The organism is Gammaproteobacteria bacterium (genome assembly GCA_019911805.1).
Classification (GTDB): Bacteria; Pseudomonadota; Gammaproteobacteria; order Thiohalobacterales; family Thiohalobacteraceae; genus JAHJQQ01.
This window is the reverse complement of the sequence record JAIOJV010000097.1, coordinates 14,324-29,514: the sequence shown is the minus strand read 5'-3', so window position 1 is coordinate 29,514 and position 15,191 is coordinate 14,324. Positions and strand designations below refer to the sequence as shown.

Below are 15,191 nucleotides of genomic sequence, written 5' to 3'. Positions count from 1 at the left end.
CTGCCGCTGCCTCCCGCTCGCCCCCTTGCTCCGACCGCAGGGCCGCCAACTGGCGCTGATACTCCGTCACGAGCTGCTCGCGGAAGGGGATCGCCAGAATCTGCCCGGGCCCGATCCCGTTCCGGGTGTAGCCCGGCGGATACAGGATGCCGCTGTGGACCTCCCAGCCCTCCCAGCCGACCCACGGGACGTAGCCCGCCAGAACAGCCAGCAACCGGACGGCAGCCGGATTCGGGGGCCGATCGGTGCACCAGCGGCGGAAGGTCTCCGGGGAGACGCCGCACAGGTCCGCCGCCTGAGCGCGGCTCAGACGGGCACGCAGCTGCAATTCCGGCAGGGTGGTCAAATTGCCCAGGAAGGCGTCCGACAGGATGTGGCTGTCGTAGCTCATTTTCCGGGGTCTCCTGGCGATCTACCCCGGAATCGTACTTCGCATAATGTATATTATGTTAAATCACGTATGAACTAACCCAGCTCACTTCTCTGCGCTCAGAAAACAGATCCAGGCCGGGTCCGCCTCGCCGTGTTCGGCCGGCTCGAATATGCCGTCGGCCTCGCCGGTCTCTTCGTCCGTCCCCTGCCAGTAGACGATCACGCGTTTGAAACCGGCCTCGTAGAGCAGTTCCTGCAGCTCCGGCAGTGACCACAGCCGCCAGGTGTAGCTGAAGGCGCGTTTGAGTTTTGAGCCATCGGGAAACGAGAAATGGATATGGCACTGGCTCTCGCCGGTGATCGGATCGTAGTGTGCTTGATCCCAGATATAGGTGAAGCGCTTGTGGTCGGTGCGTTCGCGCATTTCGCGGAAGGCATCGTAGCCACCGAAGCTGTCGATGATCAGGACACCGTCGTCCACCAGGCCGTCGCGCACGCGCTCGAAGTACTGCCGCAGCGTCGCGCGGTCCTGGAAACACTGGTAGCTGAAGTTCATCGCCAGGATGAGGTCGACGGGTTCGAGGTCGGTGGTGAGCACATTGCCCTCCACCAATTCGACCCGTCGTTGCTGCCCCGGTTTGAGCGCGCCGATGTTCTCGCGTCGTCCCCAGTCCAGGACCTCGGGGTCCAGATCGAGACCGAACGCGTGGTTGGTCGTACGCCGCCGCACCCACTCGCAGCACATATTGCCGGTGCCGCAGAAGTCCTCGCGCAGGATGTGCGCGGTACGACCGCGCAGGCGCTTGAAGGTCGCGTCGACGAACTCGAATTCGAATTCGGTATCCTGCACCGCCTGCTGGTAGAGCTTATGCCGGTCGGCGCGCTCGGCCTGGGTGGGTTTGCGGGATTTCTTCTTGGAAGGGATTGCGCTGGTTTTGCTTTTCTTGGCCATGCGGCGGTTTATGCCACATTCGACGGCACCGCGAAAGGCTTGACACGCTGACCCGTTTCGATCAGGTGTCGGCGATGTGCTGGTAATAGCGGGCACGATACAGCAGCCGTGCCGGTCGTCCGGGCAGATCGCGGAAGCCGGCCCGGTCGTGCAGTACGTTGTTGCTGACGAGACCCATGCCGCTCTCCAGGCGTGCCCGGTAGATGAACGGTGAGTCGCTGGCGAGCAGATCTTCGAGGCAGCGCACGGCCGCGGTCACCGCCGGATCGTCCCGCCAGCGGATGCTGCGGGTGCGCGCCGTATAGCGCATGTGCAGTGCCCGCGATTCGGGGTCGACCGAGAACACCGGTCCGACGCTGTCTTCCCGCGCCACCTCCCCGTCTCCCTCGCGCGCCGGGATCGTCATGGCGTCCGGCAGCATGAGTGCCGCGATGTGCGCCGGATCGGTGTCCCGCAGCAGGATGTACATCATCTCCGGATCGCAGAGCGCATTCTCCCCGCCCTCCGCGGCCGGATGCACGCAGTGCAACAGCAGACCGCGGATCTGCCGCTCCGGTGGATTGTAGTAGCCGTCGGTGTGCCAGTGGATGGGACGGTCGGTGTACGGGATGTAGAACGGATGGGCACCGTCGGCATTGACGGCCAGCGAGGTGATGCCGTCGTCGTCGGCCAGCCAGTTGTGATCCAGTGCGCTCAGACCGAGCTGCAGACCCAGCTTGCGCGGGATGTCCTTGTCGGGATCGTCGCCGCAGCGGCTGACATAGACCGCCATGTTGGTGCGACGGCAGCGCTCGATCAACGCCGTGCGTTCCGCGCCCGACAGCCGGCGCGGATCCTGCACCTCGACGATCAGGTCTTCGACGCGTGTCGGTGCCTGCTGCAACTTCCACTCGCGCCACGCCGCATAACCGGCGTCATCGTCGAGATCAGCGTAGCGATAACGCACAACGGTCGGTGTGGCGACAGGCATGTTTGACATTTGTCCATGAAAGACGAGGACCCGCAACGCTAGCAGAATTGCTACCCTCCACCATTGATGCAGGTCAATCTGCCCCTGCGGTGAATATGCAATCCTGCCGCTTTCCTTGCCGCGGCATGCCCTCTTCTCATGACCCTTGCCGATTTCGTACCCACCTTTGGACAGGCACTCCTGACCCGCTACGGTGAGCGCGTGCATAAGCTGGCCATCAACGCCGGCTTCACCTGCCCGAACCGCGACGGCAGCAAGGGCATCGGTGGCTGTACCTTCTGCAACAATGCCTCGTTCACGCCCGCGGCGCGGCGCGCGCCGACCGTCGCCGAGCAGATCGCCGCCGGCCGCGCGGTGCTGGCCAAGCGCACCGGGGCACGACGCTTCATTGCCTATTTCCAGGCTTATACCAATACCTACGCCGACGTGCGTGAACTCGAACAGCTCTACGCCGAGGCGCTTGCCGAGCCCGACGTCGTCGGCCTGTCGATCGGCACCCGCCCGGACTGCGTCCCGGACGCCGTGCTGGACCTGCTGTGCTCGATTCGCGATCGCGGCTACGCGGTGTGGCTGGAACTCGGCCTGCAATCGGCCTTCGACGAGACGCTCGCCGCCGTCAACCGTGGCCATGGTTTCGCCGAATACGCGACCGCCACGCGCGCGGCACGGCGCCGCGGCATCCCGGTATGTGCCCACCTGATCGCCGGCCTGCCGGGCGAGACGGCCGCCCATGTCCACACGACGCTGGAGCGTGTCCTCGATCTCGGTGTCGACGGCCTCAAACTGCACCCGCTGCACGTGGTCAAGGGCACGCAGCTGGCGAACCAATGGCGGCGCGGCGAGTACACACCCCTCGTCTTCGAGGACTACGTCGGCATCGCTGCCGATGTGGTCGAACGGACCCCACGCACGATCCCCTTCCACCGCCTGACCGCCACTGCTGCGCAGAACCTGCTGTTGGCCCCGGCCTGGTGCGGCCAAAAATGGAAGGTGCTGAACGCCATCGAAGCCGAACTGCGGCGGCGCGCATCCCACGGCGCCCGGCCCGTTACCGCCCCAGCGGCGGCGCTGCGCCGCTGTTCAGGAGAACACTGATGGAACTGGTCTGCCCCGCGGGCAATCTGCCCGCCCTCAAGGCCGCGATCGACGCCGGCGCCGATGCGGTCTACATCGGTTTCCAGAACGACACCAATGCGCGGCACTTCGCCGGACTGAATTTTGATGCGACCGGCATGCGTCAGGGTGTCGCCTATGCGCATGCCCGCGGCCGGCATGTCTATCTCGCCCTGAACACCTATCCGCAACCGGCCGGCTGGCCGCGCTGGCAGGAGGCCGTCGATGCCGCCGCCGAGCTGGGCGTGGACGCGCTGATCGTCGCGGACCCCGGCGTGCTGGACTACGCCGTGACCCAATGGCCCGAACTGCGCCTGCATCTGTCGGTGCAGGGCTCGGCGACGAATTCCGGCGCGCTGCGTTTTTATCACGAGCAGTTCAACATCCAGCGTGCCGTGGTCCCGCGCGTGTTGTCATTGCGCCAGATCGCCGCCTTGATCGAGAGCAGCCCGGTACCGATCGAGGTGTTCGGTTTCGGCAGTCTGTGCGTGATGGTCGAGGGGCGCTGCTTTCTGTCGTCGTATGCCACCGGTGAATCGCCCAACACCTACGGCGCCTGCTCGCCGGCCAAGGCGGTGGAGTGGCGCGAGACACCGGCAGGCCTCGAGACCCGCCTCAACGGGATCCTCATCGATCGGTTCGAGCCCGAGGAGCATGCCGGCTATCCGACCTTGTGCAAGGGCCGCTTCAAGGTCGAGGATCACACCTACTACGCCATCGAGGAACCGACCAGCCTCAACACCCTCACTGTCCTGCCGGAGCTCGCCGCGGCCGGGGTTGCCGCCGTGAAGATCGAAGGCCGCCAGCGCAGCCCCGCCTATGTGGCCCAGGTCACGGGCGTATGGCGTGCCGCGCTGGATGCCTACCGGCGCAACCCGGGTGCGTTCAGCGCGCGTCCGGAGTGGCTGAAGGCGCTCGGCAAGGTCTCGGAGGGCGCGCAGACCACGCTTGGCGCCCTGCACCGCCCGTGGCAATAGCAGCGAGGAACCCGCGATGTCCGCACCCGAATTGAAGCTCGCGCTGGCCCCGGTCAGCTACTTCTGGCCACGCGATGTGCTGCTGGATTTCTACGCCGCCATCGCCGCCACGCCCATCGACATCGTCTATCTCGGCGAGACGGTGTGCTCCAAGCGCCGGCAGATGCGCGGCGAGGACTGGCTGGATCTGGCCCGCACACTGCGGGACGCCGGTAAAGAGGTGGTACTGTCGACCCTGACGCTGGTCGAGGCGGAATCGGAGCTGCACACGCTGCAGCGCCTGTGCGAACAGGACGAGTTCGACGTCGAGGCCAACGATATCGCCGCGGTGCAGGCCCGCCAGGGCCGGCCCTTCATTACCGGCCCGGCGATCAACCTCTACAACGGCCGCAGCCTGGCGCGCTTCGCGAGCCTCGGGATGACGCGCTGGGTGATGCCGGTGGAACTCTCCGCGCAAACGCTCGCCGACCTGCAGGCGCAGCGCCCCGACGGGCTGCAGACCGAGGCGTTTGCCTACGGACGTCTGCCGCTCGCCTATTCGGCGCGCTGCTTCACGGCCCGCGCCCACAACCTGCCCAAGGACCAGTGCGAGTTCCGCTGCCTGGACTATCCCGACGGCATGACGCTGGAGACGCGCGAGGACCAGGACTTCCTGAAGCTGAACGGGATCCAGACTCAGTCCGCCCAGACCTATAATCTGCTGCCCTATCTGGACCAGATGCGTGATTTGAATGTGGAGGTCGCGCGCCTCAGCCCGCAGTCACATGGCATGCCCGACATCATCGCCCTGTTCGATCAGGTGCGGCGTGGTGTGCTGTCAGGTGAGGAAGGCTCGCAGCAGCTGGCGCGGTATATGTCTAACGGGGCCTGCGAGGGCTACTGGCACGGTCGGCCGGGGATCGAGGCGCCTGGGCAGGTGTCGTCGCCGTTGCCGCGGCAGCAGACGTCTGCTCCTCGATAAAGCCGAGTAACGGATTGCCCAGGCGTTGCAGCGACTGCAGCGCCGCAGGCGGCTCCCAGGCATCGAGGAAGTTCTTGAGATAGAGACCCAGCTCGGTGCTGCCGCCGAGTTTCAGCCGGCGCTGGAAGAACAGTGTGTCGGCGTCCTCGCGCCGGGTGACCAGCAGCAGGAATTCGTAGGCCCGACCACCGATGGAAAGGTCCGGCCGGTCGATGAGCGGCACGGCCAGCAGGCGCGTGCCGTCGTGGCTCAGGCCGAGTTCCAGCGCCGCATCCTCCACCCGGATCTGCAGCCGTTGGCCACGCAGGAAATCCAGCTGGCCATCGCGCAGCGCCGTCGCGAACACCTGATTGCAGAGGCGCACCAATGCCTCGGAACTCACGCGCCGCGGCATCCAGCCGACGGGTTTGAGCAACCCGCCCGGCAGCACCCGCAACACCCGCGCCATTGGTGCCAACCAGGTAGTCGTCGTCATGATGCCGCCATCGTCTGGTCCTCGTTACCGGCCTGTGCCGCGAGGCGCCGCAGCCACCAGGCGTGGATGCGCGCGTCGTCACTCAGTTCGGGATGAAAACCCATGCCCAGGTGCGCGCCCTGCGCGACCAGCACCGGTTCACCGTTCCAACGCCCCCGTACCTCGACGCCGGGCCCGACCGCGAGGATGCGCGGGGCACGGATGAAGCTGGCAGGGAAATCCGCGCCCTCCCCGTCCAGGTCCAGATCCAGCCGCGCCTGAAAGCTCTGCGCCTGCCGCCCGAAGGCATTGCGGGCGACCTGCACATCCAGGATACCCAGCGAGGCGGCGCGCGCATCGTCGTTGTGGCCCATCAGGATCAGGCCGGCGCAGGTGCCGAACAGTGGTCGGTCTTGCGCGAAGGCACGCAGCCGTTCCAGCAGCCCGTCGGGCTCCAGCAGGCGTGTCATGCTGGTCGATTCGCCGCCGGGCAGGATGAGCGCCATGCAGTCATCCAGCGCGCTGGCGGTCTTTACCGCCCGCCAGCGCACCCCGAGGCGGTCGAGCAGTGCGCCGTGCCGCTGATAGGCGCCCTGCAGCGCCAGGATGCCGATCGGGAGACTCACCAGCCGCGTGTCGCCATGCGCTGTTCCTCCGGCAGGGCATTCAGGTCGATGCCCTTCATACCCGACTGCAGGCCGCTGCTGACCCGCAGCAGTACCTCCGGGTCATTGAAGTGCGTGGTCGCCTGCACGACGGCCAGTGCGCGTGCCTCGGGGTCGCCGGACTTGAAGATGCCCGAGCCGACGAACACCGCCTCCGCCCCCAATTGCATCACCAGTGCGGCATCGGCGGGTGTGGCGATGCCGCCGGCGCAGAAGCTCGGTACGGGTAGCCGCCCGTGGGTGGCGACGTAGCTGACCAGTTCATAGGGTGCGCCGAGGTCACGCGCCACCGCCATCCATTGGGCGCGGTCGAGCTGGGTGAGACGGGCCATTTCGGCCTTGAGCGCACGCAAATGCCGTACCGCCTCGACGATGTTGCCGCTGCCGGCCTCACCCTTGGTGCGGATCATGGCCGCGCCCTCGCCGATGCGCCGCAGCGCCTCGCCGAGGTTGGTCGCGCCGCAGACGAATGGCGCCTTGAAGGCCTGCTTGTCGATGTGGTGGGCCTCGTCGGCAGGGGTGAGCACCTCACTCTCATCGATGAAATCCACCTCCAGCGCCTGCAGGATCTGGGCCTCCGCGAAATGGCCGATGCGGCACTTGGCCATCACCGGGATGCTGACCGCCTCCTGGATGGCCCGGATCAGCGCCGGGTCCGACATGCGTGAGATGCCACCCTCGGCACGGATGTCGGCCGGGATGCGCTCCAGCGCCATCACCGCCACCGCGCCGGCGCGTTCGGCGATGCACGCCTGCTCGACGGTGGTGACATCCATGATCACCCCGCCCTTGAGCATTTCCGCCAATCCCGTCTTGAGCGGGAACGTATCCTGATTGTCTGTAACTGCCTGCATGCGAGGGCACCTGTAGCTATCCGAAGGCCGGTCGCGGGACCGGCGATGATGGCAAACGTCATGTGTTGTTGTGAGCACCCTATGATACCGCAAACCGGCGCCGTCATGGGCGTGATCGAACCGCCGATGGGATGGATATTCATCAAATATCGAAGGGGACCTGGGGATGCCGACCGAGGGTCCTGGTCAGGCGCCGGGCACGGTTCCCTGCGTGTCGCCGGCGAGGTGAGGAACTATCCGATTTGCGCCTTGTCTTGGATGTAAGCGACTAATCGCTTCCTTGACGAGGGTCAACGCAGAGTGAGATCGACCTTGACTACCGCTGGCGTCATGTTGCTGGTGACCGGCATCGTCTGGAGTGCCACCCCCGACAAACCCACCCTTCCTGACATCATGGAAGAACTGGGCATCCAAATCGGCCTGCTTGCGCACGCCATTATGGCAGACGACCTGGTCGCGGTCACAGCGGCCGCCACCGCCATCGCCGACCATCCACGACCCTCCCTGACCCTGGCCGAGCGGGGCCGGTTCCTCGCGCGTATCGGTACGGATTTCCCGGCCTTCCGCCAGGCGAACGCCGATGTCCGCAGCGCAGCCGTCGCCGTACGAGATGCAGCCGAGGTTGGCGACCGGGCGGAGCTTGCGGCGGCCTTCTACCGCCTGGCCGATTCCTGTCTCTCCTGTCACACCCGATTTCGTGACCGGCTGCGGAATTTTTACAAACCGTTAGATGAGGGCTGATCGCAATGGCGCGTTACCCGGAAACCACCAGTGACACGACCGCATCCTCGGCCCGGGCACTGCGCTGGACGGCGGTCGGACTGGTGCTCGGGCTGGTCGCAGTCACCATGCTGGTGGGTGCACGTCTCTATGCCCGACTGCAGCCAGTGGCGACAGCATCCCAGCTACCCCTCGCTGTGGAAACACAAGTGCTCCACCCGAGATCCTTCATCCATTCGATTCACACCACGGGTACGGTCGAGGCCGAGCACCGCGTCACCATCTCGGCGCAACTCGCAGCGCCGGTGCTCACCATTCCCTTCCGTGAGGGCTCGCGGGTGGCGCAAGGAGACATCCTGGTCGAATTGGACGATGCGGAGCCGCGCCGGGAGGTGGCGCGCCTCGAAGCGGCCACCGAGCGCGTCGCCACCGACCTCGCCTTCTGGCGCAAGCAACTGGAGGCCGACCGACGCCTGCTGGCGAGCAAGAGCATAAGCCGCCGCGCCTTTGACGAAACCGAGCGCCAGGTGGCCAGCCTCCACGCCACCCTTCGCGAAACACGGCAGGCACTGGAAATCGCCCGTATCCAACTTGGCTACACGGTGTTGCGTGCCCCTTACAATGGCTACATCCAGGCCATCCGTGTGTTGCCCGGCGAGATCGTCCAGTTCGGTACCCCCATGCTCGAAGTATTGGCTGCCGAGCCCTTGAAGATCATTGCGCCGGTACCAGAGACCGACGTGCGAGCGGTACGTGAACAACAGCTCGTACACGTGCGCATCCCAGCAGTTGAGCAGACGTGGAGCGTGGTATTGGATCGCCTCTATCCCCGCCTCGATGCGGGCACCCGCAATGCCACCATCGAGGCCTTCCTGCCGAAGGACCTGGAGTCCGTACGTCCCGGCATGGCAGCCGACGTAGATATCGTCCTGAATCAGACCGAAGACAGCCTGGTGATACCACACCAGGCCCTGCGGGAACTCCACGGCGAGACCGGTACCTTCGTACTGATCGATGGACAGGCACGCTGGCGCACCGTACGCGTCGGTGCCGCCCAGAATGGTCTGGTACCGATCCTCGATGGTCTGCAGCCGGGCGATGAACTTATCGTCACACCACACCCACAACTGGTCGATACGCGGTCGGTCGTCGCGCGCAATGATTGGCGGAGACCCCGGCAGTGAGCTGGCCACGTTTCTCCCTGGAATACCGCTATACGATCTTTGCCGCCTTGATCGCGGTGATCGTATTCGGAGTGGTGGCACGTCTCGGTTTGCCGGTACAGCTGTTCCCGGATACCGATCCGCCGGTCGTGACAGTGATTACGCCCTACCCTGGCGTGGCTGCCGAAGACGTCGCCAAGAACGTGAGTAAAATACTCGAGGAGGAGTTCGCCGGCATCGATGGCGTCCGCCGCGTGACGTCGACCAGTCAAACGGGGCTCTCGGTTGTCAAGGTTGAATTTCAGTACAACCGCCGTGTCGGAGAAGCGGCCATGGATGTGCAGAGCGCCATCAGCCGCATCGGTGAGGCGCTCCCGAACGCCATCGGAGAACCCCAGGTCCTGCAATTCTCCTCCTCGGACAAACCGATCGTCACCATCGCGGTAGGTAGTCCGACATTGCCTTTGGAGCAGGTACGGGAGCTCGCCGATAACGATCTGCGCGACCGCCTGCAATTGGTCCCGGGTGTGGGTGCGATCGATGTCATGGGCGGCCACAAGCGGCAGTTGGACGTGGCGCTGCACCGCGACCGCCTGCGTGCCTACGACCTGAGCGTCTCCCAGGTGGAGCGGACGTTGCAGGCCTGGAATCTGACCGAATCCGGTGGGCGTGTCGACCGGGGCGCGCAGGAGGTGGTGGTACGTTTCGATAGCCCATTGAGAGGTGCTGCAGACGTCGAGTCCCTGGTCGTCGGCCGGCAGGGCGATCGCAAGATATATCTGCGTGATGTAGCCGACGTGCGTCTGGCACCGGGAGAGCAGCGTGCCGCCTATCACTTCAACGGCAAGCCCGCCATCGCCCTCCAAGTCCTCAAGCGTGAGGAGGCCAACACGGTAGAGGTGGCCGCGCAGGTACGCGAAGTCATCGAAAGGCTGCGGGCCGATTACCCAGTTCTCGAGTTGGCGATCGCGGACGATGACTCGGAGTTCACGGAGCTCGTCATCAGCAATATGACGACGACCGTATTTACGGCCATCGGGTTGACCATCGTCGTGGTAACGCTGTTCCTTGCCCATCTTCGGCAGGCGGCGATCATCGCTCTCTCCATACCCATCTCATTCCTGATGACCTTCAGTTTGATGTATGTCGCGGGGATCGATCTGAACATGGTAACCATGTCGGCGATCATCCTTGCCATCGGCCTGTTGGTAGATGACGGGATCGTGGTGCTGGAGAATGTCCATCGCCATATGACTCAGGAGGGCAAATCGCCGGTGCGGGCCGCCATCGACGGCACCGAGGAAATCTTCCTGGCCGACTTGTCCGGCACCGTCACCACCATCGCCGTGTTAATACCATTGGCCTTCCTCGGCGGATTCGTCGGCAAGCTGTTCGGGCCGTTGGCGTGGACCTTGACGTTCGCACTCAGTTCATCGTTTCTGATTTCCGTTACGCTCATTCCACTGTTGACTGCACTCTGGCTGCGTCCCGAGGACGATGGCAATGGCCGCCTCGTACGCTGGGTGGCACCGTTCACACGCTTCATGGAAATACTCAAAGAAATATATTTGTACCTGCTCGACATCGCCCTGCATCGCCCATGGCACACTGTGGCCCTGGCGCTATTAATGCTGGTCGGTAGCGCCAAACTCATGACCCTTATCGGCAGCGAGATGCTGCCGCAGTTCGACTCGGGCAATTTTCAAGTGCTTCTGGATACCGTACCAGGCACCCCGCTCGAAGAGACGCTCGCGGTCGTCGCTTCCGTAGAACGTGTCCTTCTCGATGAGCCGTCGGTACTCAAGGTGTCGACCCAGGTCGGCTACGAGGCGGGCGGCCACTATCTCGGCGATCGTGGCGCCCTCGATGTGAACCAGGCCGAGATCACCGTAAACCTGACACCACGAACAGAACGTGAGCAGAGCCAATGGGCGATCATGGATACGGTCCGGGCACATCTGCACGACATACCCGGGGTCGTGGTGGTCATCGTGAAGGAAAAAGGTGGTACGGCGCGCAGCACCACCGCCGCTCCCATCGACGTACGCCTCAGCGGCCCCGATGCCGTGGTGCTCGATGCACTGGGCGATACGGTATACCAGCGCCTGCACACCATCCCGGGAATCACCAACCTCCACAAGACCTGGGCCCTGGATACACCGGAACTCCGGGTGGAAATCGATCGCCTCCGAGCGAGTGAACTCGGTTTTACCGGCACCGAGGTCGCCCAGGCAGTCTATGCCGCCATGGAGGGACGAGCCGTTACCCCCTTTCGTCAGGATGGCCGGCGCGACCTGGATGTCTGGGTCCGTTATACGGAACGGGACCGCGTCGATCTGACCGCGCTTGACGACGTGTATCTGCGTACAGCCGATGGGATCTCGGTACCCTTGCGGGATCTGGCGTACATGGAGGCTGCCATCGGCCCACGCGTGGTTACCCGGGAAAATTTCCAGAAGACCCAGGACGTACTGGGATTCCACTACGGACGACCACTGTCGGATGCCGTCGCCGACGTACGCACCGCCATAGCGGATATGCCGGTCCCGGCCGGATACCGGCTCGAGGTCGGTGGTGAGCAAACTGATTTCCAGGAGGCCCGTGGGCGCATGCTGCGCGCGCTGGCACTCGGCATTCTGGCCGTGTATCTGGTGCTGGTCGCCCAATTCCGTTCGTTCCAGCATCCCCTGACCATCATGGTGGCCGTGCCGCTGCAGTTCGTGGGTGTGGCCACTGCGTTGCTGCTCGCCGGAAAGTATCTGTCCATGCCGGCGTTGCTCGGCATCATTCTGCTGACGGGCACGGTGGTCAACAACAGTATCATCCTGATCGACTACATCCTGGCCAAACAGCGAGATGGCATGGAACTACGTACTGCCATCCTGGAGTCCGTCTCGGTGCGCTACCGGCCGATCATGATGACGGCGCTTTCAGACCTGGCAGGTATGCTGCCGCTGGCCCTTGAGATGGCAGTCGGCGCGGAGCGGTTTTCACCGATCGCCACGGTCGTGATCGGCGGCATCCTTGCGGCGACTTTGCTCACTCTGATCATCATCCCGACGGTATTTCTGCTGGTCGAGCGACTGACCGGGCGCCAGGACATCACCATCCGTCCACTCGTGGCACCTGAGGCCTGACCGGTAATGGCTGACCAACTTCGGACATTGCAGTATGGATGCCATCTGTAAGGATTTGCGCACACGGCGGCTGACCGATGGTTGTCAGCCAGGCTTCGTTTCCGTGCCATGAGGGCCGAATCAATGTCATCGTGGAACAGCTCAGCTGCCGATCCATCCGTCCACCGATTGCGGCGCCGTGATCGGCTGATACTCCTGTCCTATGCGGGAGTGACACTTGCGCTCATTGCCGGAGGCGAATGGGCCATTCTTACCTATGGGTTGGCGGAGTCTCTCGGACTCGGCCCGATCCTGTTCCGCATCATCACCTATGTGACAATGACGACACTGATTTTATATGGATTTCTTTCGTCCAATCGACGACTGGCCGTCCGCCTCCTACATGAAAAGGAGCAGCGCTCCGAGGCCCTGATCCAGGTGTATGAACAAGCGGTCCATATACGCGACCCTTACACCGGAGGTCATGGACGGCGCGTTGCCCGCTATTCAGTCATGATCGCGCGCGAGATCGGGCTGAGGGGCACGATATTGCAGGAGATCGAGCAGGCCGCACGGCTGCACGACATCGGCAAGATCGGCTGGGCTGATGCGATCCTGAGGAAGCCAGCCCCGCTGACCAAAGAGGAGTTTGCCAGCGTCCGCTGCCATCCTGAAGCCGGTGCACAGCTCCTGGAGTCCATCCCGAGTCTTCGCTTTCTCGCCCGTGCCGTACGTCACCATCATGAACGGTACGATGGTACGGGGTACCCACAAGGGCTTATCGGCGAGCGTATCCCTCTGACGGCACGCATCATTGCCGTGGCTGACGCGCTCGATGCCCTGACCACCGAGCGGCCCTACCATGCCGCCCAACCGATGGACATGGCTATTGCAGAGCTTCGCCATGAGGCGGGGGCGGCATTCGATCCCGCCATTGTGGCAGTCCTGTATCAATCATCCCTGGTCGGCGCGCTGCTCCAGAGAGGATCGGATAGCTCCGATCCTTCGATGACGGAGCAGTATCCCGCTCCAGGCATAATCTCTTGAGGTAACGGACATGATCAATATTTATCGGCTGTCGTGGATCGTATGCATTGCCATCATGGCTCCACTCAACGCATACGCGACCGAACTGCGCGATGTGTTCAGCCAGGTCAGTGCGGCCGTGGTGACCGTTGGAGTCACCCAGAAGACACAGCTCCCGATCAACAACAGGCGGCAATGGGTCAGCAAAGGGGAACTCGGATCCGGCGTCTTGGTGACCCCCGACGGTAAGGTGATTACCGCCGCGCACCTGGTCCAGACGGCAGATACTGTCAAGGTCCGATTCGCGGACGGCGAGGTCGTCGACGCACGGGTAATCGCCTCCTCGCCGCCAGACGACGTGGCATTGCTGCAGCTCGAACATGTGCCCGTCGGCGCGGTCGTCGCGGAGCTTGGCAATTCGGAAGAGATGGCGGTAGGTGACCGGATTTTCATCGTTGGTGCACCGTACGGCTTCAGCAGCACATTGACCGTCGGCTATATCAGTGCCCATCACAAAGGCGCTGTCGTCGCAGGAGAATTGCGCCAGTCCAAGTATTTTCAGAGTGATGCCGTCATCAACGAACGAAACTCCGGCGGACCCATGTTCAATATGGAGGGCAAGGTCGTCGGCATCGTGAGCCACGCCCTCACCCCGCCCGAGGGGCCCACCGGATTGGGGTTCGCCCTGACGGTCAATACCGCCAAGCAGGTCCTGTTCGAAGAACCCTCCTTCTGGAGTGGACTCGATGGCTATCTTCTGACCGAAGGTCTTGCCGCGATTTTCAATCTGCCGCAGCCGACGGGCATGCTGGTACAGCACGTGGCGGAAGGTTCTCCGGCGGCGCGCCTGGGGCTGCGGCCGGGTGTCATCACCGCCACGATCGATGGAGAAACGATGCTGGTGGGGGGCGATGTGGTTCTTGCGGTCGCCGGTATAGAACTCAGCACCGAGGCCTCGACGTACGACCAGATGCGCCGAAAACTGGGAGCGCTGGCTCCCGGCGAGACCGTGACGGTAAAGGTGCTCCGCGCCGGTTGGGTCCTGGATCTGAAGGCGACCGTAATACCCGCTGAGTGAACTCATCTCAGACTCCATATTTGGACCTCTATCCTGACCCGGAAGCCTGACAGAGGGGGCGAGTTCGGTAGGGGCAGGCAGCCGGCACCCGGTCAGGTAGCGCGCGCGGACGCTCGTGTTATTGCGAGAAAGAATACGGCGGGCGCTATCTCGTCTCGGCCGAGACCACGAGTGCGGGCTCCAGAATCTGCCACAGTACCTCCACCTCATCCTCCAGCCGGAATTCGAAATCGTAAATCGACCAACGCATGATCACACCCTGGATCTCTGCGACGACGAAACGAGCGGTACCGGCCGGCTCCAGGGTCTGCCGAAAATGACCACTGTCCACCCCGTCCTGAATGATGGATTGCAGATACCCGGTGTACCGCTCCATGATGCGGCGGACAGTGGCCTTCAGGGCCGGATCCTCCTGATGCAGCCGATCCGAAAACAGCAGACGGGAGACACCGCGCTGCGTCTCGATGAAGGCAAACTGACGTTGCAGCAGCCGGTGCAAACGCACATCCGCGGGCTTGCCGGGTCCGCCGGCCGCCGCCAACGAACCGAACAGTGCCGTCGCGGCCCACTCCATCGCGGCGCGAAAAATAGCGCTGCGCGTCGGAAAGTGCCTGAATATTGTTGGCTGAGCGATTCCCACGCGGTCGGCGATCGCCTGCGCCGTGACATTCCTGCCGCCGGTCTCGGCGACCAGGTCAAGGGCGCTGCGGATGATTTCATCCCGTCGCGTTGTGTGTGATTTACGCTGCCTGACCATATAATAGTGGGCT

Annotated in this window: 15 protein-coding genes; 8 read left to right on the top strand and 7 right to left on the bottom strand. The window is 63.8% G+C overall.

Translation table 11 applies throughout. The features are described from left to right. The 3 genes from K8I04_12200 to K8I04_12190 all read right to left on the bottom strand — a co-directional run. A partial coding sequence (locus tag K8I04_12200; GenBank protein ID MBZ0072471.1) for a helix-turn-helix domain-containing protein occupies nt 1-391 on the bottom strand: 391 nt, incomplete at its 3' end. An 84-nt stretch (nt 392-475) separates the two neighbouring features. Next, nucleotides 476-1,324 (bottom strand): class I SAM-dependent methyltransferase, encoded by an 849-nt coding sequence (locus K8I04_12195; protein ID MBZ0072470.1) that lies wholly within the window; start codon nt 1,322-1,324, stop codon nt 476-478. Nucleotides 1,325-1,385: 61 nt separating this feature from the next. Then, nucleotides 1,386-2,294, bottom strand: a complete 909-nt coding sequence (locus K8I04_12190) for a TauD/TfdA family dioxygenase (protein MBZ0072469.1) — start codon at nt 2,292-2,294, stop codon at nt 1,386-1,388. A gap of 138 nt (nt 2,295-2,432) precedes the next feature. On the opposite strand from K8I04_12190, the gene K8I04_12185 reads away from it, so the two are divergent. The 3 genes from K8I04_12185 to K8I04_12175 are packed head-to-tail and all read left to right on the top strand — an operon-like array spanning nt 2,433 to nt 5,345. After that, on the top strand, nt 2,433-3,389 hold the full coding sequence (locus tag K8I04_12185) for a TIGR01212 family radical SAM protein (protein MBZ0072468.1): 957 nt from the start codon (nt 2,433-2,435) through the stop codon (nt 3,387-3,389). Continuing rightward, nucleotides 3,389-4,384 (top strand): U32 family peptidase, encoded by a 996-nt coding sequence (locus K8I04_12180; GenBank protein ID MBZ0072467.1) that lies wholly within the window; start codon nt 3,389-3,391, stop codon nt 4,382-4,384. The genes K8I04_12185 and K8I04_12180 overlap by 1 nt, the downstream gene beginning before the upstream one ends. Before the next feature lie 16 nt (nt 4,385-4,400). Then, nucleotides 4,401-5,345, top strand: a complete 945-nt coding sequence (locus K8I04_12175) for a U32 family peptidase (GenBank protein MBZ0072466.1) — start codon at nt 4,401-4,403, stop codon at nt 5,343-5,345. Here K8I04_12175 and K8I04_12170 read toward each other — a convergent pair. The 3 genes from K8I04_12170 to pdxS are packed head-to-tail and all read right to left on the bottom strand — an operon-like array spanning nt 5,242 to nt 7,318. Beyond that, a complete protein-coding gene (locus tag K8I04_12170) occupies nt 5,242-5,820 on the bottom strand; it encodes an SCP2 sterol-binding domain-containing protein (protein ID MBZ0072465.1) in 579 nt (192 codons plus the stop codon). The two genes, K8I04_12175 and K8I04_12170, sit on opposite strands and share 104 nt — an antisense overlap. Continuing rightward, the gene (pdxT, locus tag K8I04_12165) at nt 5,817-6,425 is read right to left on the bottom strand and encodes a pyridoxal 5'-phosphate synthase glutaminase subunit PdxT (GenBank protein MBZ0072464.1); all 609 of its coding nucleotides are present in this window, start codon (nt 6,423-6,425) and stop codon (nt 5,817-5,819) included. Before pdxT ends, K8I04_12170 begins: the two co-directional genes overlap by 4 nt. Continuing rightward, nucleotides 6,422-7,318, bottom strand: coding sequence for a pyridoxal 5'-phosphate synthase lyase subunit PdxS (pdxS, locus tag K8I04_12160; protein ID MBZ0072463.1), 897 nt, complete (start codon nt 7,316-7,318; stop codon nt 6,422-6,424). The genes pdxT and pdxS overlap by 4 nt, the downstream gene beginning before the upstream one ends. A 312-nt stretch (nt 7,319-7,630) precedes the next feature. On the opposite strand from pdxS, the gene K8I04_12155 reads away from it, so the two are divergent. From K8I04_12155 to K8I04_12135, 5 genes are all read left to right on the top strand, one after another. Beyond that, the gene (locus K8I04_12155; GenBank protein ID MBZ0072462.1) at nt 7,631-8,059 is read left to right on the top strand and encodes a cytochrome c; all 429 of its coding nucleotides are present in this window, start codon (nt 7,631-7,633) and stop codon (nt 8,057-8,059) included. A gap of 5 nt (nt 8,060-8,064) precedes the next feature. Then, nucleotides 8,065-9,222 carry an efflux RND transporter periplasmic adaptor subunit gene (locus tag K8I04_12150; GenBank protein MBZ0072461.1) on the top strand — a complete coding sequence of 386 codons (1,158 nt, stop codon included), beginning with the start codon at nt 8,065-8,067 and terminating at the stop codon, nt 9,220-9,222. After that, nucleotides 9,219-12,338, top strand: coding sequence for an efflux RND transporter permease subunit (locus K8I04_12145; GenBank protein ID MBZ0072460.1), 3,120 nt, complete (start codon nt 9,219-9,221; stop codon nt 12,336-12,338). Before K8I04_12150 ends, K8I04_12145 begins: the two co-directional genes overlap by 4 nt. 123 nt (nt 12,339-12,461) lie before the next feature. Further along, a complete protein-coding gene (locus tag K8I04_12140; GenBank protein ID MBZ0072459.1) occupies nt 12,462-13,364 on the top strand; it encodes an HD-GYP domain-containing protein in 903 nt (300 codons plus the stop codon). Between the two features lie 10 nt (nt 13,365-13,374). Further along, nucleotides 13,375-14,421, top strand: a complete 1,047-nt coding sequence (locus K8I04_12135; protein ID MBZ0072458.1) for a S1C family serine protease — start codon at nt 13,375-13,377, stop codon at nt 14,419-14,421. 145 nt (nt 14,422-14,566) lie between these two features. Here the strand turns inward: K8I04_12135 and K8I04_12130 are convergent, their stop codons facing one another. Beyond that, nucleotides 14,567-15,178: a TetR/AcrR family transcriptional regulator gene (locus K8I04_12130; GenBank protein MBZ0072457.1), complete on the bottom strand. Its 612-nt coding sequence runs from the start codon at nt 15,176-15,178 to the stop codon at nt 14,567-14,569. Between the last annotated feature and the right edge of the window lie 13 nt (nt 15,179-15,191).

Coding starts and splice junctions, on each gene's coding strand:
- K8I04_12195 (MBZ0072470.1), bottom strand. CDS start 1,324: ATGGCCAAGAAAAGCAAAACCAGCGCAATCCCTTCCAAGAAGAAATCC.
- K8I04_12190 (MBZ0072469.1), bottom strand. CDS start 2,294: ATGCCTGTCGCCACACCGACCGTTGTGCGTTATCGCTACGCTGATCTC.
- K8I04_12185 (MBZ0072468.1), top strand. CDS start 2,433: ATGACCCTTGCCGATTTCGTACCCACCTTTGGACAGGCACTCCTGACC.
- K8I04_12180 (MBZ0072467.1), top strand. CDS start 3,389: ATGGAACTGGTCTGCCCCGCGGGCAATCTGCCCGCCCTCAAGGCCGCG.
- K8I04_12175 (MBZ0072466.1), top strand. CDS start 4,401: ATGTCCGCACCCGAATTGAAGCTCGCGCTGGCCCCGGTCAGCTACTTC.
- K8I04_12170 (MBZ0072465.1), bottom strand. CDS start 5,820: ATGACGACGACTACCTGGTTGGCACCAATGGCGCGGGTGTTGCGGGTG.
- pdxS (MBZ0072463.1), bottom strand. CDS start 7,318: ATGCAGGCAGTTACAGACAATCAGGATACGTTCCCGCTCAAGACGGGA.
- K8I04_12150 (MBZ0072461.1), top strand. CDS start 8,065: ATGGCGCGTTACCCGGAAACCACCAGTGACACGACCGCATCCTCGGCC.
- K8I04_12140 (MBZ0072459.1), top strand. CDS start 12,462: ATGTCATCGTGGAACAGCTCAGCTGCCGATCCATCCGTCCACCGATTG.
- K8I04_12135 (MBZ0072458.1), top strand. CDS start 13,375: ATGATCAATATTTATCGGCTGTCGTGGATCGTATGCATTGCCATCATG.
- K8I04_12130 (MBZ0072457.1), bottom strand. CDS start 15,178: ATGGTCAGGCAGCGTAAATCACACACAACGCGACGGGATGAAATCATC.